Source organism: Phocaeicola faecalis (genome assembly GCF_021730445.1).
Classification (GTDB): domain Bacteria; phylum Bacteroidota; class Bacteroidia; order Bacteroidales; family Bacteroidaceae; genus Phocaeicola; species Phocaeicola faecalis.
In genome coordinates this window covers 336,372-362,396 of sequence record NZ_JADNRM010000001.1, presented here as the reverse complement: position 1 = coordinate 362,396, position 26,025 = coordinate 336,372, and the positions used below count along the sequence as shown (strand labels likewise).

Below are 26,025 nucleotides of genomic sequence, written 5' to 3'. Positions count from 1 at the left end.
GATTATACAGACATTGTGATAAATTAAAAACCGTATGTTCTGTATAATCTGCACTTAAATAGAATATTTATGAGTCTTTAGGTGGTTGGGCAGGATGTTCATTGCTCTTTCTTTAAGCGAATAACCATCACCCGCTTGGTGGTATTTGTTATTCTGAAACGATTGTCACTTCTTTCTCCTATCAGCCAGATAATCTTGTCGTCTGAAGAACATACAACATATTGATTTTCTTTTTCAAATAAAGAGAATTTGCGGTCGGTGAGATAATCACTTATGTTCTTTTTCCCTGTCATGCCAAAAGGAACAAATTTGTCTCCTTTTTGCCATTTACGAATAATAAAAGGTTTCATTACCTTGTCCGCATCCAGGCAAGCTACATCTTTTTCTTTAGGAATAACGAAATTGTCGGATAAATGCAGTGTCTCGATAAAAAGCTGTGGCGCTTGGCCGGTTGTATCTTCTATGGTCCTGGTTTGAAGTAATAGGTATTCTCTGTCTCGCACGGCCTCCCACTCGGGAGAAAGAAATCTTTTTCCCGGCTGTCCTGATAAACTGCGGAAAATATCCTTTATTTGTACAGAATTAAATCCTAGCGGATGCAATATCTCAAAAAGTAATGATGCGGGGGCAACTTCGGCTAACAGGTGCTCGACATGGATAGCTTTTAGGCTGTTATCATTTTTTTCAATAACTCTATTCTTGGCTTCGGCCATTTCTTTGTTGTAAATGAGAGAGGTCTCGGACAATCGGTTTGCCGTCTCTGCAATGCTCTCACTGACAGATGGATTCAATTCTCCCAGTATTGGAAGAATGTTCAGGCGGATTTTGTTTCGCATGTATTCATCTTGCAGATTCGTGCTGTCTGTCACGTAATCCTGATTTAAGAATTCGAGATATTTCAGAATATCCTGTCGGCTCGTGTTTAGTAGCGGACGAGCAATATAGCCGTTTAGCGGGGCTATTCCTTTCAGCCCGTTGATGCCTGTTCCCCGAATCAGATTTAATAAAAATGTTTCTACACTGTCATCTCTATGGTGGGCTACAGCAATAACGGAAGCGCCGCGTTCCTGCCTTAACTTTTCAAACCACTCATATCGCATTTCCCGGGCAGCCATTTCGATGGAAATACGATGCTCTGCAGCATAGGCTCGAGTGTCAAAATGTACAACGTGTAACAAAACATTTCGTTCATTGCACAAGTGGCATACAAAATTTTCGTCTCGGTCTGACTCTTCTCCACGCAAGTGAAAATTGCAATGGGCAGCTTCACAAGTATATCCCAAAGCTAATAGCACGCGTAATAGTGCGACAGAGTCAGCGCCGCCGCTTAGTGCCACTAAAATCTTATCTTTCAGAGAAAATAAAGATTTTTCTTCTATAAATCTATTGACGTCCAAATGAAACATATCACAAAGATAATGCTTCTCTGAAATTATAGAAAGCGAATGCCTGTTTTCTTTCATTTGGTAGCCTGTATACTGTTGTTTTTGTTTATAATGGATTTCTTTATTTAAAAACGGTCTAAACAACTTGCATACATCTAAGTAATGAACTATATTTGCAGAAAATTTTAAAGAGCATGCGTTTATCTGAATTGAAGACAGGTGAGAAAGGCGTAATAGTCAAAGTGTTAGGTCACGGAGGCTTTCGTAAGCGTATCGTAGAGATGGGCTTTATAAAAGGCAAAACCGTGGAAGTAATCCTAAATGCCCCCCTGAAAGACCCTATAAAATACAGATTATTAGGTTACGAGATTTCTCTTCGCCGGCAAGAAGCCGAGATGATAGAAGTGGTGAGCGAACAAGAAGCACGCACCACTCAAAATCCTTACCATGGTTCCATAACAGAAGAAATAACAGTGCCCGAAGCCGAAATGGTGGCACTGGCCAAAGGAAAACGACGAACCATAAATGTGGCACTGGTAGGGAATCCTAATTGTGGAAAGACGTCGTTGTTTAATATTGCATCCGGTGCTCACGAGCACGTAGGAAATTATAGTGGTGTCACTGTAGATGCTAAAGAAGGTTTTTTTGATTTTCAAGGATACCATTTCCGTATTGTAGATTTACCCGGTACTTATTCTTTGTCAGCCTATACTCCTGAAGAAATATATGTACGTAAGCACATCATTGATGAAACTCCCGATGTAATAATCAACGTGGCAGACGCTTCGAATTTGGAGCGTAATTTTTATCTCACCACTCAGCTTATCGATATGAATGTGCGGATGGTTATCGCTCTGAACATGTATGATGAACTCGAGGCAAGTGGCAATAAGTTGGATTATCTTAAGCTGAGCCAGTTGTTTGGTGTGCCAATGGTGCCTACTGTTTGTCGTAAAGGAGAAGGCATCGATAAACTTTTTCATGTGATTATCGGTATTTACGAGGGTAGTGATTTTCTGACTCAAAAGAAGGAGGAAATCCGTACGGAGGTTTTGGAGGATTTGCGGGATTGGCATGAAACTTATGTTCCCGACCATAAATTTGGTAGTCATAGTGAAGAAGAACATATTAGGCCGCGGGGACTTTTCCGCCATATTCATATCAATCATGGGCCGGAACTGGAACGCAGTATTCAGGCTGTGAAAAAAATGATTAGTGTCAACGAGCAAATCCGGCACAAGTATTCTACTCGTTTTCTGGCCATTAAATTGTTGGAGAACGATAAGGATATAGAACTTTTTGTGGAGACTCTTCCCAATGGAAATGAAATTTTGGCTTTGCGTGACAAAGAAGCGCAGCGTATTTATAACGTGATGAATGAAGATAGCGAGCAAGCCATCACTGATGCCAAGTATGGTTTCATAACCGGAGCGTTGAAAGAGACATTTACAGACAATCACATGGAGAAGGAGCAGACCACTCGTGTGATTGATAGCATTGTGACTCATCGTATTTGGGGCTATCCTATCTTTTTTCTTTTCCTTTATATTATGTTCGAAGGAACATTTGTATTGGGAGATTACCCCATGCAGGGAATTGAATGGTTGGTAGACCAATTGGGAAACCTGATACGTAACAATATGGCTGAAGGACCACTGAAGGACATGCTGGTAGACGGCATCATCGGTGGAGTAGGGGGAGTTATTGTATTCTTGCCCAATATTCTGATTCTATATTTCTTCATATCCGTTATGGAGGATTCCGGATATATGGCACGTGCTGCATTTATTATGGATAAGATAATGCACCGCATGGGGTTGCATGGAAAGTCGTTTATACCTCTTATTATGGGATTCGGATGCAATGTGCCGGCTATTATGGCATCACGTACCATCGAAGACCGTAAGTGCAGGCTTATTACGATGCTGGTCAATCCGCTAATGTCATGTAGTGCGCGTTTGCCTATTTATTTAGTAATGGTGGGAGCTTTCTTCCCCAATCAAGCCAGTTTTGTATTGTTGTGCATTTATGCTACAGGAATTATATTGGCAGTTCTTATGGCACGTCTTTTCAGTAAGTTTTTGGTGAAAGGTGACGATGCACCTTTTGTGATGGAACTTCCTCCTTATCGTATGCCGACAACGAAAAGTATTTTGCGGCATACCTGGGAAAAGGGAGCTCAATACCTGAAGAAAATGGGTGGCATTATTATGATTGCTTCTATCATTATCTGGTTCTTGGGATATTATCCTCACCATGATGCTTATGACACAGTGGCGGAACAGCAGGAAAATTCATATATCGGTCAGATAGGTAAAGCTGTAGAGCCGGTAATTGAACCTTTGGGATTTGATTGGAAGCTTGGTATCGGGCTCATTTCGGGAGTCGGAGCGAAAGAACTGGTCGTTAGCACATTGGGGGTTCTTTATACGAATGAAGAGGATGTGGAGAATGTGAATCTTTCTGATCGTATTCCTATCACACCGCTTGCTGCTTTGGCTTATATGCTTTTTGTGCTGATATATTTTCCGTGTATAGCTACTTTGGCTGCTATAAAACAAGAGTCAGGCAGTTGGAAGTGGGCATTATTTGCTGCGGGTTATACTACGGTTTTAGCGTGGGGTATTGCTTTTGTTGTTTATCAACTGGGAAATTTAATTCTTTAGTGAACTCATTTTTATTCTTATTGTTTTTAAAGCATGGAATTACAACAAATTATAGTTTTAGTCATTGTTTTCTTGTGTGTGGTATGGGTTGGTGCACGTATCTTCCTGTATTTTAGGAAAATAAGAAATAATGAGAACCCTTGTGCAGGGTGTGGTTCGGACTGTTCCATTAAGTCCCTTCGCACTAATCAGAAGTACAATTGCAAAAAAAATGCAGGTAAATGAAGAAAAAAACATCAAAATAGTTGTAGGTTCAAAAAAAAGTCGTACCTTTGCAACCGCAATCGAGAAACAACAGTTGCAAAGGAAAAGGGTTCCTTGGATGAGTGGCTTAGTCAGCGGTCTGCAAAACCGTGTACGGCGGTTCGAATCCGCCAGGAACCTCAAAAAACAGGAAAGGATTAGAAAGAGATTTCTAGTCCTTTTTCTATTTCCGGGAATTGGTTTGGCTCAGTTTGAAAACTTGGGGGATTTAGTTAAAATGCTTATCTTGGGTCAAGTCAAAAAGTATGTGGATATAATATTTGAGAAACATTTAAAGTTTGCAATGCTAAAAACATACATCCTTCCAAAGTATTATAAATCAAGTACATCAGACGAGCACTTGATTGGACGTCAGCATTGTAATTCAGAGTTCATGCTTATCACCCACAGGGTTTTCAGATTGACCCCTTATCTTTGCCTCATGAAACAGACCCGTAAAAAAACGCTTACTCCGATAGAGATTTTATCCATGTTCCTCCCTGCAGGCATACTCGATTATTTTGATTTAGTCAATCATGTCTCCCAAGATACTTGCTTCATCCTCTTTCTAGAGGGACCTATGAACAAAGAAGAAGATTGCTGAAATCGAATAATATCCTACTGCTACATTATGATAATCTGTTTAAAGTGGAAGCATTATTGGAATCGACGTTACTAGGTGAGAATTAATGCTTTTAGTAGATATTTAATTTCTAAAGGATAAGTATAAGAACCTGAAGTGATTTGTGTTAAATACTTTAAAGAGTCTATATTATATTTGCTTAAATGTATCTGATTAGTTACATTTGCGTCATGAAAGCAACAGATGAAAAGGATAATGATATACGTGAACTGTATTTCTCACATGAGTTTGTAGAGTTCTACGGTATGTTGCAAGATAAAGTAAAAGCTAAGTTTGAACATACTATGGATATTATCAGAACAGAGTATGTACTTAGTACGAAGTTCGTGAAACACTTGGAGCATACGGACTTGTATGAAATGAGGGTTTCTGTTAGTACGAATGAATATAGAACGATTCTTTTTGCTGTTGATAATGAGAACATCATTCTTTCAAAGAAGATACTACTCTTGAATGGTTTTCTGAAGAAATCCACAAAAGACTATAGTAAACAAATAAAGATTGCAGAACGGATATTAAAAGACTTTGAGTTATGAGAAAGTTAGATGAACATAAGTTAGATAAGTTGCATACAGCGGGTGAGCTACTGGACAATAAATATGGAGAGGTGGGTACTGACTCTCGTACTGCTTTCCATGAGAAGTCAATAGCGTGGTATTATGGCGAGATATTGCGTGACCGCCGGAAAGAACTAAAGATAACCCAGCAAGAGTTAGCCGAAAAGGTTGGCACAGCAAGAAGTTATATTGCTCGTGTGGAAAAAGGAGAGACTGATATACAGATTTCGAGCTTCTTTCGTATTGCTCGTGCTTTGGGTATTGAGTTTACTCCTACATTTTTATGACTATTAATAAACGATTTAAACAGAATATTTGTTTTAAGTAGCGGAACTATAAAGGGTCAATCCGAAAACCCTCTGGGTATGTTAAATCTAAGGAATCAAGTCAAAAAAGTGTGTGGGCATAATATTCTGAGAAAATTATATCCACCAAACATATCAACATGTTACTGTTCTATTTTCTTATTACATTGAATTCAAATTTGCTGGTGCCTAATAGACCAGTACCATCTGCCCCTTCTACCACTCCAATGAATCGGGTATTGATATCGGAACAATAGAACGAAACGGTGGCTTCTCCCTTTTCATCGGTAATGACTGATGGTTCCCAAAGCAGGGTGTTCCGGGCATCGGGAGTGGACAACTGTAGGTCTACTTCATCAGGCTGATAGAATTCACGAGTAGAGTAATAGCCTTTGGTACGCCAGAGGTTGTTCATGCGGAGAAGTTCTTCCTCTGAATAGTTGGCTCCCTCATAAATAATCCACTGACTATCTATGGGTTTGAAACACCAACTTCCTTTAGCATTGCATTGAAAATATTCATTCTTCTGTATATGATATCTATGCCCAATAATTGGAACAGTTCTTGGTTCTCCATCATCTACTACACAAGGGCAATACCGGGAATCATGATGATGAGTATAGCCTTCTTTGTAATTCTCTAGCCAGCCGTGCTTACATACCCATGGTCCTAAGTCTTTTTGTGCCAAACTGTCTAGTCGTCCCATAAACTTATCTCGGAATGGTTTTCGACCTTTCCCCACGACTACCACTTCCTCCAATAGAATGGTACTGTCTTGGCTTGCTATTGGAAAGTCGAATTCCTGTTTCCTGACAATTGGCAATAAATTCATCACTGGATAATAATTCGACCTGTTTTTTCTCAGACTGTCAATCACTGAAAAATAATCCGTTATGGCCAACTCCGGTTTAAACTTTTCCGACAACATCGGTTTAAGGTAGATATATCCACCCCGGAGTCCTTTCATCATATCCGTACTGACTGTAAACTGTCCAAGGGAATCTGCCCAAACAAAGAGAGTGTTTCCTGTCGGCCCTGAAACTTTGATAAGTTGCTCCGAATCTTGGCTTTGCTTCTCTTTCGTGTTCTTCTTTAAAGTTTGAGTACCGTTAATTTCATCGGTCAGAAAAGGTTGTCCTTCATAAAATGAACTGATTGTATTCCATACATACCGCCGCCAACCTTGTGTCAGTAGCAATAGCTCCATACCTTCTGTTTGTCCATTATTCCTTTCATCGAAATAATAGGCAGGATTGTAAATCTTACCACGTATTTGCGAGGATAGATAGTAATAAGACAGTATATTCACCGGATCAGCAGGATTATTGTAGGCTTGGTCGTACACGCTGACGCCGATATTGGCTCTCACGGGATTTCCTTCTTCATTCGTAATTTTGATTTTAATTGTTCCTTTTTCTCGAAGGGTATAACGTTCCTTATCCGGTTCTGCGGTAATGTGTAATTTCTTTTCGGGGTGGATATACACTAGTCTTTCTGCAATGGGCTGCATCTGACTGTCAAATAGGGTAAACTCCGCTATCCCCTGATACAGGAAGTTGTCCAAAGATATAGAGATATTGAGATTATCTTTTAATACCCCTTTAGCCATACAGCAAACCATACCACGCATTTGCCCGATTAAATAAATTTGTTGGTTGGGCAGGCTGTTGCTTTGAGAAACCATAAAGTTAAGTTCTTTCTTATCCTGTTTGATAAGTCGTAAAACCATGCCTTGTGAGTGAATGGTAGGTAACGGATAACTCTTGCCATTCTTCAATTCAATCCTGTATGTTTTGTCTTGAAGTGGAGTGAATAGGACAGTTCCCATCCCATAATGAATGCTTTTTACTTCAATTAGTGGTTCATTATCCTGATAAACAGCTCCTTCTACAAACACAGGATTTCCTTTGCCATCAGTAGCCTTGAAAGCTAATATGGATGGAATGCCGGAAACCAAATTTCCTCCTTCAGGAAACATTTTAAAGCGGAAAGTGGTGTCTTGAGGAGTTTCTGCCACTGCAGAATGGGAGATGTTCTTCATTATCTTTACTTTTCGGGTAGGAATAATACCGGTAGTATCATTCTTGTAGAAAGAATGCTTTGTGTAGCCTTGTAGCAGGTAATCGCCTTCAAGCAATTTTTCATCTATGTACACATGACCGGACACAATACCGTTTTCAATCGGATACTTCTCTTGCCATACTACACTATCGGCAGGATTTATCATTTGCAAATAGAGTGTCTTACTTTTATCCGATAGCGCAAAACTTTGTGCATCCAGTTGATAGCCTTTGAACCATAGGTCTTCTCCTGTCTCATAAGTACTTTTGCTGGTTTGAAGATAAAGTATCTCCATAGGAAAACTTGCCCATTGTTTCGAGGAATAGGCTAACAGACTATCTATATTGGTTTGTGCAAATGACTTTAAGCTAAATAGTACGCCTAAAACGGATAAGATTAAACTATATTTCATAAATTATTCCTTCTTTGTTATGTAAAATACGGCATATAAAGAAAAAAGTAAATGTGTCAAAACTCCCCTTTTATTGAAGTGGGGTTGTGTCAAAACGTGGATAATGCTGTCGTTTCGTTCGTAGGGGCGAGGTTCGCTCGCCCGAAAACAGTTTTCTTTGTGTCTTCGGGCAGGCAACCCCTGCCCCTACAGCTGACGATTGGATAGGCTGGTTTAGTTTTGACACACTCCCAATTTTTAGGTTATGAGAGTTTAGACACATTTATGCTTTCAAGAAGGACTCTGTCTATGTGGCGCAAATTGCACAGACATAGATGCGGGGAGTTTCTTTTCTTTTTATTTGCAGTATTTCTGAATCAGGCCATCCACTACAGTGTCTCCTAATTCTTTTGCTTTGGCAAAGTTTGTACAAGCCTCTTTACTGTTTTTCTGCTGCACCTGACAGTAGCCCAGCATACGATATGCTGCGGCTGCTTTAGAATCAAGGGAAATTGCTTTCTTCAATGCTTCTACCGCTTCATTAAACTGTCCTACACGCAGATGAACGGAGCCCTTTTCTATCCACATCTCTACATCCTCAGGAGACATTTCTACTGCTTTATTGATGTCATTGATAGCTTGTTGATACATTTTACATTGAATTTCGGCTTGCTCGCGTTGTAAGAAGAAAGCTGCGGTAACACGACCGCCTATGGCATCGTAGAACTCGTCATAGTCGACCACTGCTTCACGATATTTGCCCATTTGTGCTTTCATCTCAGCGCGTTCGTAAAAATACGGCGCGGCTTCGGAAGTATAAGGGGGAGTGAAACGGACAATGGCGCTATCCATTAGAGCAATCACTTCATTCATGTCAGTTCCTTCTATCAATTGTTTGGTTTTGGCAGCCGAATAGAAGGTGGCGGCAGATGCCAAGGGAGTCTGATTTACTTTCTCATAGCTCTTGTATGCGTCTGGATAGTTGCGCATTGCAAATAAAATATCACCCTCTAGCTGACTGTAAACTGGCTGTGCATCTGTTGCGATAGCTTCGCGGATGATATTCAGTGCTTTGTCGTAACTCCAGTCTCCGTATGCTTTTTTGCCTTCTTCAAGGTTGATGCAGTAAGAGTAAATCATCTTAGCTACATTATATTGTCCTTCTGTTTTATTGTCTGATACGTCTATAGCCTTTTTCAAGTCGGCTTCGGCCAATGCGTTGTGTTCATCATCTCCGATATTCATATAATAGCTTGCTCGGCGTGTATACCCTTCGGTGCTGTTGGGATATGCTTGTAAAAAGTCATTTAGAGTTGCCAGATAGTCTTTGGCATCCATTCGTGATAAAGACATATAAAGATATACCAAGGCTTGGTCTTCTGTTTCGGGCAACGCCTTTGCGATACCTATCTTGTTCAGGTTGATGTCATTGGCGGATAAGGCGGAAATGCTTAATGATTCACCGTATGACGCACCGATGGCATAGCTTTCTTTATCTTCCTCGGATGCACTTTTCTGAATCAGTCCCAGTACTTCACCATTCGCATTCATGATGGGGCAGCTTACAGTTTTGTCACTCGTGGTCATTGTCAGTGTGTAATAGTAAGCTTTGTCGGCAATGGTATCTACTTTGGCCACTTTACCGGTTTGGCAGGTAGCAGCTTTCTGTGTGGAGTAGGGGAGTAGATAAACAGTTTCTCCTACTGTGGCAGGCTGTTCCGCTACTTTCAAGGCAATTGTTTTTTTGTCGGCCTCTGTGCGGAATTTAATGACATCATACATTGAATTAGCACCGGCAATGCGTGTCACAGGCAGTTCTTTGCCGTCAGCATTGATGATGACAGCGCGTTCTGCTCCTTCGAATAAGGAGTAATCAGACAGGGCCGTACCGTTGTTGTTGATATAAAAACCATTACCGGTATTTTTAATTTTATTGTCTTTATCGTAAGTCACGATAGAGAAAACAGCTTTCTTGGCTTTGTCGGCCCATTTTGGAGTGTCTTGGGCATGGACCAATTGGATGGCCATGCAACACATCAGAATCAAAAGTACTTTCTTCATGATATAGTTTTTATTGTTATTCTTCTGTAGAAAAACCACGTTGCTTCACTGCTTCATAAATCAGGATACCTGCGGCAACAGATACGTTTAATGATTCAATCTTACCCAACAACGGAATTTTAATCCATTCGTCACACAATGACAAATGCTCGTAAGGTACACCTGTATCTTCCGCTCCCATAATGATACAAACAGGGTCTTTATAGTTGGCTTTGGTATAGTCATAGTCACCCTTTTCGGTGGCTGCAACAATCTTGAAACCACTGTTCTTCAGAAATTTGATGGTTTCGGTCAGGCTTTGTTCGCGGCAGACAGGCAACGTATGCAAGGCTCCGGCAGAGGTCTTCATGGCATCTGCATTGACACTGACACTGTTCTTGGCAGGAATGATAATTGCATCCACTCCGGCACATTCGCACGTGCGGGCAATCGCGCCGAAGTTGCGCACGTCGGTAATGCCGTCCAGCATGATGAGCAACGGATTTTTTCCTTGTTCAAAAAGAAAAGGAACGACATCTTCTGTTTTCTGGTAAGTTATGGCGGAAATAAAAGCCACAACACCCTGATGGTTTTTGCGGGTGATACGGTTGATGCGTTCCACCGGTACGCGCTGTACAGGAATCATTTTACCTTTCAACTCGGCAAACAATTCTTTGGAGAGTTCGCTTTGTATGTCTCTTTTTACTAATATTTTGTCTATCTCTTTTCCGGCTTGAATGGCCTCGATAACGGCACGTACACCGAAAATCATTTCATTTTTCTCTGTCATATTCTTTATTTATATCCTAATAAAACTTTTGCGTTGTTCAGCGCAGCATCCGTCAGGGTGGCTCCACTCAACATGTTTGCTATTTCTTTCACTCGTTCTTCGTCAGTCAATCGGCGTATATGGCTGTTGGTGCCGGTGTCGGTATCTTCTTTGTATACTTTATAATGTGTGATGCCTCTGGCTGCTATTTGCGGCAGATGGGTAATGCTGATTACCTGTCGGTTTTGATTTCCCATTTCTTCCATGATGAGTGCCATCTTTTCGGCGATGGAGCCTGATACTCCGGTGTCTATTTCATCGAAGATGATGGTGGGGAGTTTTACGGCTCCGGCTATCATTGCTTTCAGAGATAGCATGACACGCGCGATTTCACCACCGGAAGCAACGGAAGCCACATTTTGCAATGTTCCGTTTTTGTTGGCTGAAAACAAGAAAGTGACGCTGTCCATTCCTTTGGAGTCCGGCTCTTTCCGAGGGGTAAGTTCTACCATGAAACGCACGTTGGGCATGCCTAGAGGCACCAGCAGTGATTGCATTTGTTTTTCTATATCCTTACCGGCCTGCGTACGTCGTTCGGTCAATATCTTGGCCTGTTCCAACACCTTATTGTATAAAGTGTCCTTTTGTGCTGTCAGCTGTGCTATACGGTCATCAAAAGAGGTGATGGCATTGAGTCGTTCCCGATAATCATCTGTCAGGGCAATTAATTCTTCGATGGTTTGCACGTGATGTTTTTGTTGCAAAGAATAAATAAGGTTCAGCCGTTCGTTTACAAAATCGAGGCGGTTAGGGTTAAACTCTATTTCTTCTTGCGCGCCGGCAATGTCGTGCGATAAGTCTTTCAGCTCTATATAGCAACTGTCCAGTCTGTTCATCCATTCTTGTGCCGGAGCATATACTTTCGCAATACTTTGCAGGGTTTGCATGCACTCTTTGGTGGCGGAAAGCAGACTTCCTTCATCCGAAGACATGATTTGGTCTACCTTATACAGTCCTGCTTTTATATCCTCGGCATGGCTTAATGTTTCAGCTTCCTGTTCCAGTTCCGTTTGTTCGCCTTCCCGCAGTTCCGCTTCGTCCAGTTGTTCCAGTTGGAAGCGGATATAATCTTCGTCCTGACGGCTTTTTTCAGCTTGAGCGATAAAGTCCGCCAATTGTCTGCAGGTGTTTTTATACTCTGCATAGAGATTTTTATAGGAGAGGAGCTCTTGTTCGTCATGTGCCAGTATGTCGAGCACGTTCATTTGGAACTCTTCGTGGTTCAACAGCAAGTTCTGGTGCTGACTGTGCACGTCTATTAGTTTTTCTCCCAGTTCTTTCATCTGTACCAGTGAGGCCGGTGTGTCGTTGATAAAGGCACGGCTTTTTCCCGAAGCATAAAGTTCGCGCCGTATGATACACTCATCGGAATCATATTCCATATCGTTTTCGATAAAGAAGGGCTCCATCTGATAGGCCGAAATACTGAAGCGGGCTTCTACGATACACTTATTGGCGCCTTTTTTGATTGCTTTGATATCGGCCCTTTGTCCGAGCAACAGGCCGATAGCACCCAGAATAATAGATTTACCCGCACCTGTTTCTCCGGTGATGACCGAAAAGCCGGGGGTAAAACTGATATCGAGCGTATCAATTAATGCATAATTCTGTATATAGATAGATTGCAGCATATCTTTTTTAGTTCCTTACCAGTTTATCTATAATGTCACATGCCACTTCCCGTTTGCTTTTCAGGGGATAGTCAGTGGCTCCTTGGCGGTCGATGATTGTTATCTTGTTCGTATCACAACGAAATCCGGCTCCTTTGTCGTTCAGCGAATTAAGTACAATGAAATCAAAGTTCTTGCGTTCCAGCTTTCCTTGTGCATTCTGCCGTTCGTCATTTGTCTCCAGTGCGAAACCCACCAGCTTTTGTCCCGGTTTTTTCTGTTTTCCCAATGAAGCAGCGATGTCCTGTGTCGGTTTCAGTTGCAGCACCAAGTTGTCCTTTTCTCTTTTAATTTTATGGTCGGCTATATGTTCCGGTGTGAAGTCGGCTACGGCAGCACATAAAATTCCGGCATCCGCATCGGCAAATTCACGGCTGGCAGCTTCATACATTTCGCCGGCGCTTTCCACATCGATACGGCGAATGCGGGGATGCTTTGCATTCAGCATGACAGGGCCGCTCACCAGAATTACATTGGCTCCGCGTGCAGCACATTCCTCTGCCAATGCAAATCCCATTTTCCCCGAAGAATAGTTGCCGATGAATCGCACCGGATCTATTTTTTCGTATGTGGGACCGGCAGTGATAACGATTTTCTTTCCGGCCAAATCCTGTTGCTGTTCAAAGAATTTTTCCAGTTCCCCTATGATTTTTTCCGGTTCCTCCATTCTTCCTTTGCCTACCAAGTGGCTTGCCAGCTCCCCTTCTCCCGGTTCGATGATATGATTCCCATACGAGTGCAATGTGTCCAGATTCCGTTGGGTGGAAGGGTGCGCAAACATATCCAAGTCCATGGCCGGTGCTACAAAGACAGGCGCTTTCATTGACAGGTAGGTTGTAATCAGCATATTGTCGGCTATTCCGTTTGCCATCTTTCCGATGGTGGATGCTGTTGCGGGAGCTATCACCATGGCATCAGCCCATAAGCCCAAGTCCACATGGCTGTTCCAGGTGCCGTCCCGTTGTGCGAAGAACTCGCTGATGACAGGTTTGCTTGTCAGTGCCGACAAGGTGATGGGAGTGATGAACTCTTTTCCTGCCGGCGTGATTACTACTTGCACTTCCGCTCCCTTTTTGATAAGGCCTCGAATGAGTATAGCCGCTTTGTAGGCGGCTATACTTCCGGTTATACCTAGTACGATTTTCTTTCCTTTCATGTTCATTTAGTCAGTCCGGATTCGCGTAGTCTGATTTTAGTCAATACGTTTTTGGTGTTCAGCGTGAAGTCGCCGTTTAGAATCCAGCTATAGTAACCGGGGTCTTTTTGCAGCACTTCGCTGACCGACATTCCTTTGTATTTGCCGAAATTGAATACTTCCACACCTTTCTCGTCATATACGATACGTCCGGCAAAATCTACATTTTTGTTGAAACTGGAGTATTCTGCCAGGAATGCCATATCATTCTGCAAGTCCTCGGGATAGCGGTCCAGTTGCGCTTTCAGCACTTCGTAAGTAGCGCGGGTATCTGCCTCAGCAGTGTGGGCGTCTTCCAGATTCTTTTGGCAATAAAACTTATAGGCAGCCGATAAAGTCCGTTGTTCCAGCTTGTGATAAATCACCTGCACATCGATGAACTTGCGTTTCATCATGTCGATATCCACTCCGGCGCGAAGGAACTCTTCTGCCAGGACTGGTATATCGAAGCGGTTGGAGTTGAATCCTGCCAAGTCGCAACCCTCGATATCGCGTGCAATCTCTTTGGCCACTTCCTTGAAAGTCGGACAGTCGGCCACATCCTCATCATAGATGCCATGTATAGCCGATGACTGTTCGGGGATATGCATTTCGGGATTGATACGCATGGTTTTGGCTTCTTCATTGCCGTTTGGAGATACTTTCAGATAGCATATTTCCACTATTCTGTCAGCGTTTATATTAGTCCCGGTTGTCTCTAAGTCAAAGAAGACAATCGGGTTTCTCAAATTCAATTTCATTCTGTTTCGAGTTGTTATTATTATATTTAGTCATTCAGCATCATAGGCATCAGCAGCATCAGCACGTCTTCATTCTCTTCCTGTTCGGCAGGAACGATGACACCTGCGCGTGATGGGTCTGCCAATTCTACAATTACCTCTTGGGCAGTCAGATTGTTCAGAATGTCAATCAGGAAAGTCGATTTGAAACCGATGCTCATGGCGTTTCCTGCATATTGGCAAATCAGTGTTTCTTCTGCCGATGTAGAGAAGTCAATATCCTGTGCCGAAATCTGTATCTGGTTTTCGCTGAGGCGTAACTTAATCAAACTGCTTGCCTGCGAAGAGAAAACAGATACGCGGCGCAAAGCGCTGATAAGCATCTGCCTGTCAATAGTCACTTTATGCGGGTTATCTTGCGGGATGACGGAATTGTAGTTCGGGTAGCGTCCTTCAATCAAGCGGCATACCATTCTGTAATTCTCCAAAGTGAATACGGCGTTACGGTCATCGAAATCGATTTGCACATCGCCTTGTTCTTTCGGCAGAAGGTTCTTCAGCAGGGTCGCCGGTTTTTTGGGCAGGATAAAAGCGGCCTTTTCATCACCGTGAGCCACAAAAGTCTTGTTGCGCACCAGCTTATGGCCATCGGAAGCAACGAAAGTGATATCTTCGGTGGTGATATCGAAATAAATACCGTTCATCACGGGACGAAGCTCGTCGTCGGCTGTTGCAAAAAGAGCGCGGTTGATGCCTCCCAGCATTACGGGTGCCCCTATCGTCACATGAACTGCATTGGCGCCCAGTGCGGGAGCCTGCGGATATTCATCTGCATTTTGTCCCATGAGGCTGTATTTACCGTTCTGATATTGTACGGTGATTTCCAGATTGTCTGTATTCACCTCAAAGGTCAGTGGTTGTTCCGGGATTTCTTTCAGGGCTTCGAGTATGGTTTTAGAAGAAACGGCAAAGCGTCCGTCACCGTCATTTTCAATCACTTCCAGAGAGGTGGACAGGGTTGTTTCACTGTCGGATGCTGTTAAGAATAGTGTTCCGTCTGTCAGCTCCATCAGGAAACAATCAAGGATGGGCAACGAGTTCTTAGAATTGATAACGCGGCTAATAGCCTGTAAATGACTGAATAATCCAGTACTTGAAACGATGAACTTCATAGTCTTATATTATTATAATTATATTCTTTGTATATATCTCATTTAACTGCCAAAGTTACGAAAAGATTATGGTTTGCACGCAAAAAATGGCGAAAAAATTAGTTTACTCGCTAGGAAAAGCGTAATTTCGTGCCGGAAATTAAATTTTATCATAATGGAATTAGCAGGAAAAGTTATAGCGGTTCTCGAACCGAGAGGCGGAGTCTCAAAAACAGGAAATGAATGGAAAGTGCAGGAATACGTGATTGAAACACACGACCAGTATCCGCGTAAGATGTGTTTTGATGTATTTGGTGCAGACAAAATAGCTCAGTTTAATATTCAGGTGGGCGAAGAGCTGAATGTATATTTCGATGTTGATGCACGTGAGTGGAACGGACGTTGGTTCAACAGTATCCGTGCTTGGAAAGTGGACCGTGTGAGCGCTCAGGCTCCTGCAGCTCCCGATGCTCCATTCCCGCCGATGAATGCGGCTCCGGCAGCTCCGGTAGATTTCGCTTCAACAGACGAAAAGGACGATTTACCCTTTTAAGCATTCCGCTGAAAATATTAATAAATACAGAGCCGGTTAATTCTATGGAGAATTGACCGGTTTTTTGTTTTGGCATGTCAACAGCTTCTTTTCCGGTTAAGATTACCGTTAATGCCTGAATTATGAAATAAATCTTTCAACATATTCAGGCCGCTTCGCCGTCCGTTGGATACGTATATATGCATAGGCTAACACGTATATACGTGTAGCCTCACACGTACGTCCGCGTGAGGCGATGCTTACGTCCGTGTGAAGTCACGGTTCGGAGCACTGGCCACCGGTGTTCATCCATTCTTTGGACAGGATGTTCCAGATGGCGCTATCGCAGGGTCGTGGCGGTGCATCCGCAGGAATCTCCACTTTCCCGTCTATGGGGTCGTCATAGTATCGGATGTCCTTGTCGGCATCTTTCCATTCGAATGGCGAGACGGGGCGGAATTCGCGGAGTTTTTNTGTATCAGTTTCTCTCCATACCGGGTCTTGATAAGGTTCTGCAACCAGATGATGCGTCCGTTGTGCGATGTTTTTGCGAACGTGGACTGGGCGTCGAAGTGGGGAATGAGGAACTCGTTCACCAGAATGACCAGTGCATCCAGTGCCCGCCGGCGGGTGTAGTGGCGGTCGGTGGCGATGCGGTCGATAATCGGTACCAGTATCGCCTGCTTCTCTTTGGGATTGGCGTTGATTCTGTGGAAGAATTCTTTGGCGGATGAAGAAGCTTTTGGAGCTTCATAGCCGTGCGGCGTTCCGTCACGATTCTCCGAAGGAATCTCTGAAAGATTCTCCGAAGGATTTTCCAAAGAATTCTCCGAAGGAGATATATTATTATTTATATTATATAATATATTATTATTCGTTTTTGAATTTGTTTCTGCGGGAGAAACCGCCGGAGAAACTGCGGGAGAAACCGGAGCAGAAATAGACTTCGGCGATTGGTGATGCCATAAGGGGGTGAAGAATGCAAGAATTTCGGTTTGGTTTTCATTCCATACCAGTTCGAATGATTTGCATTTTTTGATGTATTCCAATATGTCCGAGGTATGTATGGTTTTTAGGGCCAGACAAATCTGATAGAGGTTGTTGATGGGGTACATTCCCTCTTCGTTCATGAAGTTGGGCATACCCAGATAGATATCCAGCAGTTTCAGACAGGCAGAGTCGCTGATTCCCCATACCTTCCATTGGTGAATCATTTTCTGTATTTCACANAGACAAATCTGATAGAGGTTGTTGATGGGGTACATTCCCTCTTCGTTCATGAAGTTGGGCATACCCAGATAGATATCCAGCAGTTTCAGACAGGCAGAGTCGCTGATTCCCCATACCTTCCATTGGTGAATCATTTTCTGTATTTCACAGATGGAAATGTTTTGTTTCAATGCTTTTTTAGCCATAACGAATTTTGTTTATAAGTTTGTTTCGTAAATATGGCGGCAAGTTACAAAGGATAAAAATAACGCGTCTGTCCACTGTGGAAAGATAATTCACATATTATTGATATAGTTTGCAATATTTAATCAAAATAAATACGAAAGATAGAAACTTTAACACGAAAAAACTGGCTGAAAGCGTGAAAGCTTTGGTAAAAGCCGCCCATATCAAACATAGTCTGTTGATAAAAGGGCTTCACATGAGTGAATCTTATTTTTATAAGGTGATTAATGGCGAGCAGACGATTTAGATTTTTATGCTACCGTCATCCACTATGTCATCATGGAGTGTGAAGGTTGTGGTTTGGATGAAGTGATAGCGGCAGTGAAGCGCGAGTGGTGGAATGTGGTGATGGAATTACCTCTATCTTGCCCGCATGAGCGAAGACGGACATGGCACCGGGGCAACTTGTTTCGGATATGAAGATTGATGTAGTGATAAAANTTGTGGTTTGGATGAAGTGATAGCGGCAGTGAAGCGCGAGTGGTGGAATGTGGTGATGGAATTACCTCTATCTTGCCCGCATGAGCGAAGACGGACATGGCACCGGGGCAACTTGTTTCGGATATGAAGATTGATGTAGTGATAAAAAAACGTCCTTCACGATGAGAATATAGTCGTTTAATTTGTTATCTTTGCAATTAATAATCAAACTTCAATGGCCATGCTTACAGATGAATTTCCCGAAAGATATGTCAACCCCTATACCGATTTCGGATTCAAACTCCTTTTCGGCACCCCAATGAACAAAGACCTGCTGATAGATTTTCTTAACTCTTTGCTTCATTTGGAGCACGAGATAACGGATGTTACCTATCTGAATGCCGAGCATTTGGGCATGGCGGAGTTGGACCGAAAAGCAGTCTTTGACGTTTATTGCGAAAATACGGTAGGTGAGAAATTCATCGTTGAGATGCAGAAGGCGGGTCAGAAGTTTTTCAAGGACCGCAGCGTGTTTTATGCTTCTTTTCCTATTCGTGAGCAGGCCAAACGCGGCGACTGGAACTATGAATTGAAGGCTGTATACACTGTCGGTATTCTGAACTTTGTGTTTGATGAAGACCGTGATGATGAGAATTATTTCCACCATGAAGTGAAACTGATGGATATCCATCGCAAGGAAGTGTTTTATGACAAGCTGACCTTTGTCTACTTGGAAATGCCCAAATTCCATAAGAGTGAGGACGAACTGGTTACACCGTTTGACAAGTGGATGTTTGTTTTGCACAATCTGTCTCGTTTGCTGGAACGCCCTGCTGCCTTGCAGGAACGTGTGTTTACCCGTCTTTTTGAGGCTGCCGAGATAGCGAGGTTTACTCCTCAGAAACGGATGGAATATGAAGAGAGTTTGAAGGTTTATCGCGACTTGACCAATGTGATTGATACGGCAAAGTGGAAAGGGCATNGCCTTGCAGGAACGTGTGTTTACCCGTCTTTTTGAGGCTGCCGAGATAGCGAGGTTTACTCCTCAGAAACGGATGGAATATGAAGAGAGTTTGAAGGTTTATCGCGACTTGACCAATGTGATTGATACGGCAAAGTGGAAAGGGCATGAGGAAGGATTGCAGGAAGGATTGCAGAAAGGTCGTGAACTGGAGCGTTTGTCCAATGTACGCAAAATGAAGGAAGAAGGGCTGGATAGTGCTGTCATTTCCCGAATCACAGGCTTGCCTGTGGATGTGATTGATGCTCTATAACTATAAATGAAGGAATGAATACATACAGGGGCGATGTTATATATCTTATCAGAAGCAAGGCTTGGGGAAGAACTGTATGAGTGGTTGGAACTTGTTGTAGATAACCGAAAGGGAAAAGTGACCGACAGTACGAATGCCCAAGTTTTATAATTATATCCCTTTTGTGGAAAATAATTTACCCCTTGTCATTATGACGCGAACAAACTGAAAAGGCCGCGTGCTCCGTTGGGGGATGCACGCGGCCTTTTTTTATAACGTATGTAAGAGGCTTTCGCCTGCTGTTTATGAATTCATGCTCATCAGGAATTCTTCATTGTCACGCGTATTTTCCAGACGGCTCTTTACAAAATCCATTGCTTCGATAGGGTTCATATCTGCCAGATACTTACGCAGAATCCACATACGGTCGAGGGTAGTCTTGTCGAGCAACAGGTCGTCGCGGCGGGTGCTGGATGCAACGATGTTGACGGCAGGGAAGATACGCTTGTTGCTGAGGTTGCGGTCGAGCTGCAACTCCATGTTACCTGTACCCTTGAATTCTTCGAAGATTACTTCATCCATCTTAGAACCGGTATCAATCAATGCGGTAGCGATAATGGTGAGTGAACCGCCGCCTTCGATGTTACGTGCGGCTCCGAAGAAACGTTTGGGCTTGTGCAAGGCATTGGCATCCACACCACCTGACAATACTTTACCCGATGCGGGAGAAACGGTATTGTATGCACGGGCCAACCGGGTGATAGAGTCGAGGAAAATCACGACATCGTGACCGCATTCTACCATGCGTTTTGCCTTTTCGAGCACGATACCTGCAATCTTCACGTGGCGTTCTGCCGGTTCGTCGAATGTAGAAGCGATAACTTCGGCATTAACGCTGCGCGCCATGTCGGTTACTTCTTCAGGACGTTCGTCAATAAGCAACATAATCATGTAGACTTCGGGGTGATTGGCAGCAATAGCATTGGCAATGTCTTTCATCAGGATGGTCTTACCGGTTTTGGGCTGAGCCACAATCAGTGCACGTTGTCCTTTACCGATGGGGGCGAACATATCTACTACACGCGCAGAAAGGTTGTCGCTGTAACCACCTTTGCAAAGTTTGAACTTTTCGTCGGGGAACAATGGAGTGAGGTGGTCGAAGGGAACGCGGTCGCGCACGAGTCCGGGGTCCAGACCATTAATCTTTTCTACTTTCACCAACGGGAAGTATTTTTCTCCTTCTTTGGGCGGACGGATAGAGCCTTCGACTACATCACCTGTCTTCAGACCAAACAGTTTGATTTGCGACTGGGACACGTAAATATCATCCGGCGAAGAGAGGTAGTTGTAATCTGACGAACGGAGGAAACCATAACCGTCAGGCATAATTTCCAGAACACCGGTTCCGGTCAGGATGCCTTCAAATTCGTAAGGCTTTTCTACCGGCTTGCGTTCGGGGGCCTGTTGCTGTTGTGGAGCCTCCGGACCTTCTGCGTTGTTATTGTTGGCCGGACGTTGGTTGCTGTAATTATTATTGTTGTTGCGCTGATTCGGATTGTTGTATCTCGGGTTTTGCTCACGCGGTTGACGCGGCTGGAATTTCGGGGCTGGAGTGGCAGCGGGAACAGGTGTCTCATTTTTGGTTGCTTCAAACTTTCCGAGTAATTCGGTAGGAAGTTCAACCTTTTCCGAGGGAAGGTCCTCGATGGGAATGAAGTCGTCTGCATCACTGTCGAAATCCAATTCGGGAAGAATTACTTCTTTTTCTTTCGGAGCAGCGGCTGCCGGAGCTTTCTGAGAGGTGGTGCCGTCAGTTTCTTCTGCTACTGCGTCAGGTTGTTTTTCCGTTTTGGCAGTAGTTTTATTTTTTGTACCCGGCTTGCGGCCTCTTTTCTTCGGTTCAGACTTTTCGACTGCTTCCGTTACTGTTTTTTCCTGAATGGGCTGAACTGTTTCAACTGCGGGAGCTACTCCTTTATCAGCTTCTTCTGCGATGGGTGCAGCCGTTGTCGGTGCAGTGTTTGCTTCCAGCTTTTGCGCTTTATCCTTGGTGGCAGTATACACTTTGTCACCTTCTTTTTTGACGCTGATGCGAGATCTTTTTTTAGGCTGGCTGTCTTTGCGGTCTTCGGTAGCTTTGGCCGCCGCTACTTTTTTAGTTGCTCCGACTATTGCTTGCTCGTCCAGAATCTTGTAAACGAGTTCTTCTTTCTTCAGAGACTCTGTTTTGGTGATACCCAACTCTTTGGCGATTGATTGTAATTCTGACAAGTCTTTGTCGTTTAATTGAATGATGTTATACATATAGTATATGTTATTAGTAAAATGTTTCTTTTTTATTATGTAATCAGGGCACGCAACCGACACATGAAATGCCTTGAAATCGCAGCTCATCATTTATGATTACGGGATTTAATATGTTATAGATATTATATCGGAATGTAAACGAGACTTGCCAGATTGGTAAGTTCTGCGTTTACCGATGCAAATGTAGTTGTTTTTTTTGAAAAACTCCTCAAAAGGGAGAAAAAAATGCCGTTTTTTTTAAATTAATAAAAAAACGAAGCTCCAAAAAATCTACTTTTGTTTCTATCGGTGCCGATGTTAAATGAACGTAAAAAAAAGTCAGATTGTTTAGTCATATCTGCACTTTATAGCAAAAAAAGTGCTAATTTAGCCCGTCAAAATTTGATTTTAATTATTAAAACATTGATAAACATGAAAAAAGTGATTTTTACTGAGAAAGCTCCTGCTGCTATAGGACCTTATAGCCAGGCAATTGAGGCTAATGGTATGGTATTTCTATCAGGTCAGTTGCCTGTAGACCCTGCTACCGGTGAGTTTGTTCCGGGAGGAGTTGCCGAACAGACTGCCCAGGCTTTTGAAAATATCAAGAATGTGTTGGCTGCAGCCGGTTTGACTACTGCAAATATTGTAAAGACGACTGTCTTTCTGGCGGATATGTCTTTATTTGCAGAAATGAATGCTGTTTACGCCAACTATTTTGAAGGTGATTTTCCTGCTCGTTCTGCAGTAGCGGTTAAGGCATTGCCGAAAGGTGCATTGGTGGAAATTGAAAGCATCGCTGCAAGATAAAAAGCGGGCGGATATGCCTTTCGAAAAGATGTCGGCTCTCTAACGTACAACTGTCATTCTGCCTGTCATAGGGGAGGGATGTTTCTCCCCTATGACAGGTGTAAGTTTTAGCCTGATGACGGTTATGGCATTCGGTTTCGTGCCGGAATTAAATTGATTAATGAATATGAGGAAAGTAAATCTGAAAAAACTCGATAGGTGGCAGTGGTCGACCATTGTGCTATCCGTCATTCTGGTGATGTCTTTTTCTGTATTTGTCTATCACTATGAGCCGTTTCGGAGCGGTTTTGAGATAACAGACCAATTAGGCGGCAATGTGTTTCCGGCTACTATACTTTCTACGGCTACCACGGATGGAAACCTGATTGTTCCTGCTGATTCCGACTATATCGGCAATCCGAAGTCGGGTATCGCCATTCGTATAAAAAACAGCTATGCCAACAGCAAATTGCGCATAGAAGTGGCTGAGACTCCTTTCTTTTCTGAATCTGTTTCCGAATTTATCTTGCCCAAGTCCGGCAAGGAATATCTTGTTTTTCCCGACATCATCTGGAACTATCAGGCTTTGCGTGACAATAATCAGGCAGTGCCCGTTAGCATATCTGTAAAGGCGGAACTCAACGGAAAGAAATTGCCCCAACGATTGAAAACCATTTCCATGCGGAGTATCAACGAGTGTCCGCTTGGCTATGTAGACGATAGAATGAAATTTCACGATACAGGCGAGTTCTTTGCTGCTTATGTGAACGAGGAGCATCCGCAGATAGACAAACTCTTGCGTGAGGCACTGGATACGCGTCTGGTCAATCGCTTTCTGGGGTATCAGGGAAATGCGAGTCAAGCCGAGAATGTAGACAGACAGGTCTATGCCTTGTGGAATGTATTGCAGAAGCGTAACTTCAAATACAGCTCCACCACCAACAGCAGTTTGTCATCGAATGTGGTTTATACCCAGCGTGTGCGCACATTGGACGATGCGCTGGAGTCTTCGCAGATAAATTGTGTAGACGGGAGCGTGTTGTTTGCCTCATTACTCAAGGCTATAAACATCAATCCTATATTGGTGCGTATCCCCGGGCATATGTTTGTGGGCTATTATACGGACAAGAGTCACACCGATATGAATTTTCTGGAGACAACGATGATTGGGGATGTGAATTTGGACGATTTCTTTCCCGATGAAAAACTGGATTCTACCATGGTGGGGAAATCGCAGAACCAAATGTCGAAACTGACCTATGAGAAATCAAAGGAATATGCCAATAGGAAATATAGGGAAAATGACTCGCTTATCCATTCGGGAAAAGTGAATTATATGTTTCTGGAGATAGACAAGAAGACGCGTGCGCAGGTACAACCTATTGGCAAGTAAGTTTGTTGTAAGAGGTATGGAACTAGTTTATATTTATCATAGCGGATTTGCTCTGTTGGGCGATGGTTATACCGTTATCATGGATTATTACCGTGACACGGAGGACAAGCAGGCGGAAGCTGCCCTGCGCAGGTTGATGAATGAACAGCCTGAAGAACCTGTGGTGACACCCGAACGGGGAAGGGTGCATGATGAACTCTTGCACCGTCCCGGAAAGTTGTATGTGTTGGCCAGCCATTTCCATCCTGACCATTTCAATAAGGAAGTGCTGGAATGGAAGAAACAGCGACCGGACATCATCTATATCTTTTCGAAGGATATTCTGAAGCATAGAAGGGCGCAGAAAGAAGACGCCGTCTGGCTGAAAAAAGGAGAGGAGTATGCTGATGAAACTTTGTCGGTCAGGGCTTTCGGGTCTACAGACGTAGGAGTGTCTTTCCTGATAGAAACGGAGGGGAAGAAAATTTTCCATGCCGGAGACTTGAACAACTGGCATTGGATGGAAGAGAGTGCGGAACAGGAATGGAAGGGATATGAAAAGAATTTCCTTCATGAACTGGATTATCTGTATGATTATACGCATGAACTGGATGTGGCAATGTTTCCTGTAGATCCGCGTCTGGGACGTGAATATATGAGAGGCCCCGAACAGTTTGTGAAGAAAATAAAAACAAATATCTTTGTACCGATGCATTTTGTGCCCGACTATGAGAAGGCAAATGCTTTCCGCACTTTGGCAGAAGCCCACGGAACGCATTTTATAGCAATAAAGTATCCCGGACAGATTATAAAAATTTAAAGTAATATGAAAGTAAAAGGAAGATTTGACCATTTTAATATTGATGTAACGAATCTGGAACAAAGCATCCGGTTCTATGAAACGGCATTGGGACTACACGAAGCCAACCGAAAAGTAGCTGCCGACGGTTCTTTTATTCTGGTGTATATGGCTGATGACCATAGCAACTTCTTGTTGGAGCTGACCTGGTTACGTGACCATCCGCAGCCTTATGAACTGGGCGAAAATGAAAGCCACCTTTGTCTGCGTGTAGAAGGAGATTATGACGAAGTGCGTAAATTCCATAAAGAAATGGGGTGCGTATGTTATGAAAATACAGAGATGGGGCTATACTTCATCAATGATCCGGATGATTATTGGATTGAAATATTACCGGTAAGATAAATGAATATAAAAAGATAGAGACTATGAAATACATTGCTCCCGGCGGCTGGTTCTCGCTGGAATATCCTGCGGGCTGGCGCGAGTTTGAAGATACAGAAGAGAGTTTTTTGTTTTACGACCCCTACAAGTGGAGTGGTAACTTCCGCATCTCGGCTTATAAAGGTGCTGACGCAAACTATGGAACAGAATGTGTCAGATATGAATTGAAAGAAAATCCGGCTGCCAAGTTGACCCTGATAAGAGGGGCGCAAGCGTCTTACAGTGTGGATACCTTTCAGGAAGAAGGCGCTTGGTACACTTCTCATTTTTGGGTAATCGATTGTCGTGATATATGCCTGGAATGTTCTTTTACGACGGCTAAGGGCGGTGATAAGACTGTTGCCGATAATATAATCGGCAGCATAGAAGTACGCCGTGAAAATAAGGTTTATCCTAAAGAGGTTATTCCTATCCGCGTGCTTGAGATAGGCGAGGTGAACAGTGCTTATGAATGGGCTTCAAATACGATAAAGAAGCAGCTTACAAAAGACTTCTCTTCGCAGGAAGAAGATATCGAGAAGATTCAGGAGGTAATGGACAGCGGACGTTTCCAACCTCAGCAGCGTATGGCTTGGGAAAACTTCGGTGTAGCTTTCGGCACAATATTGGTCAATGAGATGGAGGGCATGGAATGGGTGACTGTGATAGATGGAAAGGAAGAATATCCGGCTCTACAGTTTATGAATTCCGATATGCTGATTAATCCTGCCGCTATGGTGTGGGACAAAGCGAAGAAGAACTTGCCTTGTGATTTGAAGGCTGAATTTAAGAAAATTAAGCGCGAAGCGGAAGCTGTGCTGGATGATATTAATTAAAAGAG

The 26,025-nt window shown here is 43.2% G+C and carries 19 protein-coding genes, 1 tRNA gene and 1 pseudogene; 12 read left to right on the top strand and 9 right to left on the bottom strand.

Annotation, left to right across the window (positions count from 1 at the left end; translation table 11 throughout):
* Nucleotides 1-98: 98 nt before the first annotated feature.
* Nucleotides 99-1,406, bottom strand: a complete 1,308-nt coding sequence (tilS, locus tag IR173_RS01550) for a tRNA lysidine(34) synthetase TilS (protein ID WP_237038414.1) — start codon at nt 1,404-1,406, stop codon at nt 99-101.
* A 173-nt stretch (nt 1,407-1,579) separates the two neighbouring features.
* Between tilS and feoB the strand changes: the two genes are divergently transcribed.
* The 4 genes from feoB (at nt 1,580) to IR173_RS01530 (ending at nt 5,781) form a co-directional block, all read left to right on the top strand.
* Nucleotides 1,580-4,051, top strand: coding sequence for a ferrous iron transport protein B (gene feoB, locus IR173_RS01545; RefSeq protein WP_237037934.1), 2,472 nt, complete (start codon nt 1,580-1,582; stop codon nt 4,049-4,051).
* A gap of 312 nt (nt 4,052-4,363) precedes the next feature.
* Nucleotides 4,364-4,435: transfer RNA gene (locus IR173_RS01540), tRNA-Cys, on the top strand.
* Nucleotides 4,436-5,107: 672 nt separating this feature from the next.
* Entirely contained in the window at nt 5,108-5,473 is a 366-nt protein-coding gene (locus tag IR173_RS01535) for a type II toxin-antitoxin system RelE/ParE family toxin (RefSeq protein ID WP_237037933.1), read from the top strand.
* The gene (locus IR173_RS01530; RefSeq protein WP_237037932.1) at nt 5,470-5,781 is read left to right on the top strand and encodes a helix-turn-helix domain-containing protein; all 312 of its coding nucleotides are present in this window, start codon (nt 5,470-5,472) and stop codon (nt 5,779-5,781) included. The genes IR173_RS01535 and IR173_RS01530 overlap by 4 nt, the downstream gene beginning before the upstream one ends.
* 169 nt (nt 5,782-5,950) lie before the next feature.
* Here the strand turns inward: IR173_RS01530 and IR173_RS01525 are convergent, their stop codons facing one another.
* The 7 genes from IR173_RS01525 to dnaN all read right to left on the bottom strand — a co-directional run bounded on the left by IR173_RS01525 (nt 5,951) and on the right by dnaN (nt 15,876).
* Nucleotides 5,951-8,272 (bottom strand): hypothetical protein, encoded by a 2,322-nt coding sequence (locus IR173_RS01525; protein ID WP_237037931.1) that lies wholly within the window; start codon nt 8,270-8,272, stop codon nt 5,951-5,953.
* A 336-nt stretch (nt 8,273-8,608) separates the two neighbouring features.
* Entirely contained in the window at nt 8,609-10,312 is a 1,704-nt protein-coding gene (locus IR173_RS01520) for a serine protease (protein WP_237037930.1), read from the bottom strand.
* Nucleotides 10,313-10,328: 16 nt separating this feature from the next.
* Nucleotides 10,329-11,081, bottom strand: coding sequence for a 23S rRNA (guanosine(2251)-2'-O)-methyltransferase RlmB (gene rlmB, locus IR173_RS01515; protein WP_237037929.1), 753 nt, complete (start codon nt 11,079-11,081; stop codon nt 10,329-10,331).
* 5 nt (nt 11,082-11,086) lie between these two features.
* Nucleotides 11,087-12,751, bottom strand: coding sequence for a DNA repair protein RecN (recN, locus tag IR173_RS01510; protein WP_237037928.1), 1,665 nt, complete (start codon nt 12,749-12,751; stop codon nt 11,087-11,089).
* 7 nt (nt 12,752-12,758) lie between these two features.
* On the bottom strand, nt 12,759-13,952 hold the full coding sequence (coaBC, locus tag IR173_RS01505) for a bifunctional phosphopantothenoylcysteine decarboxylase/phosphopantothenate--cysteine ligase CoaBC (RefSeq protein ID WP_237037927.1): 1,194 nt from the start codon (nt 13,950-13,952) through the stop codon (nt 12,759-12,761).
* Nucleotides 13,949-14,725, bottom strand: a complete 777-nt coding sequence (locus IR173_RS01500) for a 3'-5' exonuclease (RefSeq protein WP_237037926.1) — start codon at nt 14,723-14,725, stop codon at nt 13,949-13,951. The genes coaBC and IR173_RS01500 overlap by 4 nt, the downstream gene beginning before the upstream one ends.
* Nucleotides 14,726-14,751: 26 nt before the next feature.
* A complete protein-coding gene (gene dnaN, locus IR173_RS01495; protein WP_237037925.1) occupies nt 14,752-15,876 on the bottom strand; it encodes a DNA polymerase III subunit beta in 1,125 nt (374 codons plus the stop codon).
* 154 nt (nt 15,877-16,030) lie between these two features.
* On the opposite strand from dnaN, the gene IR173_RS01490 reads away from it, so the two are divergent.
* The 3 genes and pseudogenes from IR173_RS01490 to IR173_RS01480 all read left to right on the top strand — a co-directional run bounded on the left by IR173_RS01490 (nt 16,031) and on the right by IR173_RS01480 (nt 19,536).
* Nucleotides 16,031-16,408 (top strand): DUF3127 domain-containing protein, encoded by a 378-nt coding sequence (locus IR173_RS01490; RefSeq protein WP_237037924.1) that lies wholly within the window; start codon nt 16,031-16,033, stop codon nt 16,406-16,408.
* 2,095 nt (nt 16,409-18,503) lie between these two features.
* Nucleotides 18,504-19,241: pseudogene (locus tag IR173_RS01485) on the top strand (Rpn family recombination-promoting nuclease/putative transposase); the annotation flags it as partial.
* Nucleotides 19,242-19,248: 7 nt separating this feature from the next.
* A complete protein-coding gene (locus IR173_RS01480) occupies nt 19,249-19,536 on the top strand; it encodes an RpnC/YadD family protein (RefSeq protein WP_237037923.1) in 288 nt (95 codons plus the stop codon).
* 282 nt (nt 19,537-19,818) lie between these two features.
* Here IR173_RS01480 and rho read toward each other — a convergent pair whose 3' ends face one another.
* Nucleotides 19,819-21,819, bottom strand: coding sequence for a transcription termination factor Rho (gene rho, locus IR173_RS01475; RefSeq protein WP_237037922.1), 2,001 nt, complete (start codon nt 21,817-21,819; stop codon nt 19,819-19,821).
* 414 nt (nt 21,820-22,233) lie between these two features.
* Between rho and IR173_RS01470 the strand changes: the two genes are divergently transcribed.
* From IR173_RS01470 to IR173_RS01450, 5 genes are all read left to right on the top strand, one after another.
* Nucleotides 22,234-22,611: a RidA family protein gene (locus IR173_RS01470; protein ID WP_237037921.1), complete on the top strand. Its 378-nt coding sequence runs from the start codon at nt 22,234-22,236 to the stop codon at nt 22,609-22,611.
* Between the two features lie 181 nt (nt 22,612-22,792).
* Nucleotides 22,793-23,983: a hypothetical protein gene (locus tag IR173_RS01465; protein WP_237038412.1), complete on the top strand. Its 1,191-nt coding sequence runs from the start codon at nt 22,793-22,795 to the stop codon at nt 23,981-23,983.
* 16 nt (nt 23,984-23,999) lie between these two features.
* Nucleotides 24,000-24,782, top strand: a complete 783-nt coding sequence (locus IR173_RS01460; RefSeq protein ID WP_237037920.1) for an MBL fold metallo-hydrolase — start codon at nt 24,000-24,002, stop codon at nt 24,780-24,782.
* Between the two features lie 6 nt (nt 24,783-24,788).
* On the top strand, nt 24,789-25,166 hold the full coding sequence (locus IR173_RS01455) for a VOC family protein (protein WP_237037919.1): 378 nt from the start codon (nt 24,789-24,791) through the stop codon (nt 25,164-25,166).
* 23 nt (nt 25,167-25,189) lie between these two features.
* Entirely contained in the window at nt 25,190-26,020 is an 831-nt protein-coding gene (locus tag IR173_RS01450) for a DUF3805 domain-containing protein (protein ID WP_237037918.1), read from the top strand.
* Nucleotides 26,021-26,025: the final 5 nt, after the last annotated feature.

Coding starts and splice junctions, on each gene's coding strand:
- IR173_RS01500 (WP_237037926.1), bottom strand. CDS start 14,725: ATGAAATTGAATTTGAGAAACCCGATTGTCTTCTTTGACTTAGAGACA.
- IR173_RS01470 (WP_237037921.1), top strand. CDS start 22,234: ATGAAAAAAGTGATTTTTACTGAGAAAGCTCCTGCTGCTATAGGACCT.
- IR173_RS01535 (WP_237037933.1), top strand. CDS start 5,108: ATGAAAGCAACAGATGAAAAGGATAATGATATACGTGAACTGTATTTC.
- tilS (WP_237038414.1), bottom strand. CDS start 1,406: ATGTTTCATTTGGACGTCAATAGATTTATAGAAGAAAAATCTTTATTT.
- feoB (WP_237037934.1), top strand. CDS start 1,580: ATGCGTTTATCTGAATTGAAGACAGGTGAGAAAGGCGTAATAGTCAAA.
- rho (WP_237037922.1), bottom strand. CDS start 21,819: ATGTATAACATCATTCAATTAAACGACAAAGACTTGTCAGAATTACAA.
- IR173_RS01460 (WP_237037920.1), top strand. CDS start 24,000: ATGGAACTAGTTTATATTTATCATAGCGGATTTGCTCTGTTGGGCGAT.
- coaBC (WP_237037927.1), bottom strand. CDS start 13,952: ATGAACATGAAAGGAAAGAAAATCGTACTAGGTATAACCGGAAGTATA.
- rlmB (WP_237037929.1), bottom strand. CDS start 11,081: ATGACAGAGAAAAATGAAATGATTTTCGGTGTACGTGCCGTTATCGAG.
- recN (WP_237037928.1), bottom strand. CDS start 12,751: ATGCTGCAATCTATCTATATACAGAATTATGCATTAATTGATACGCTC.
- IR173_RS01490 (WP_237037924.1), top strand. CDS start 16,031: ATGGAATTAGCAGGAAAAGTTATAGCGGTTCTCGAACCGAGAGGCGGA.
- IR173_RS01450 (WP_237037918.1), top strand. CDS start 25,190: ATGAAATACATTGCTCCCGGCGGCTGGTTCTCGCTGGAATATCCTGCG.
- IR173_RS01525 (WP_237037931.1), bottom strand. CDS start 8,272: ATGAAATATAGTTTAATCTTATCCGTTTTAGGCGTACTATTTAGCTTA.
- dnaN (WP_237037925.1), bottom strand. CDS start 15,876: ATGAAGTTCATCGTTTCAAGTACTGGATTATTCAGTCATTTACAGGCT.
- IR173_RS01530 (WP_237037932.1), top strand. CDS start 5,470: ATGAGAAAGTTAGATGAACATAAGTTAGATAAGTTGCATACAGCGGGT.
- IR173_RS01455 (WP_237037919.1), top strand. CDS start 24,789: ATGAAAGTAAAAGGAAGATTTGACCATTTTAATATTGATGTAACGAAT.
- IR173_RS01520 (WP_237037930.1), bottom strand. CDS start 10,312: ATGAAGAAAGTACTTTTGATTCTGATGTGTTGCATGGCCATCCAATTG.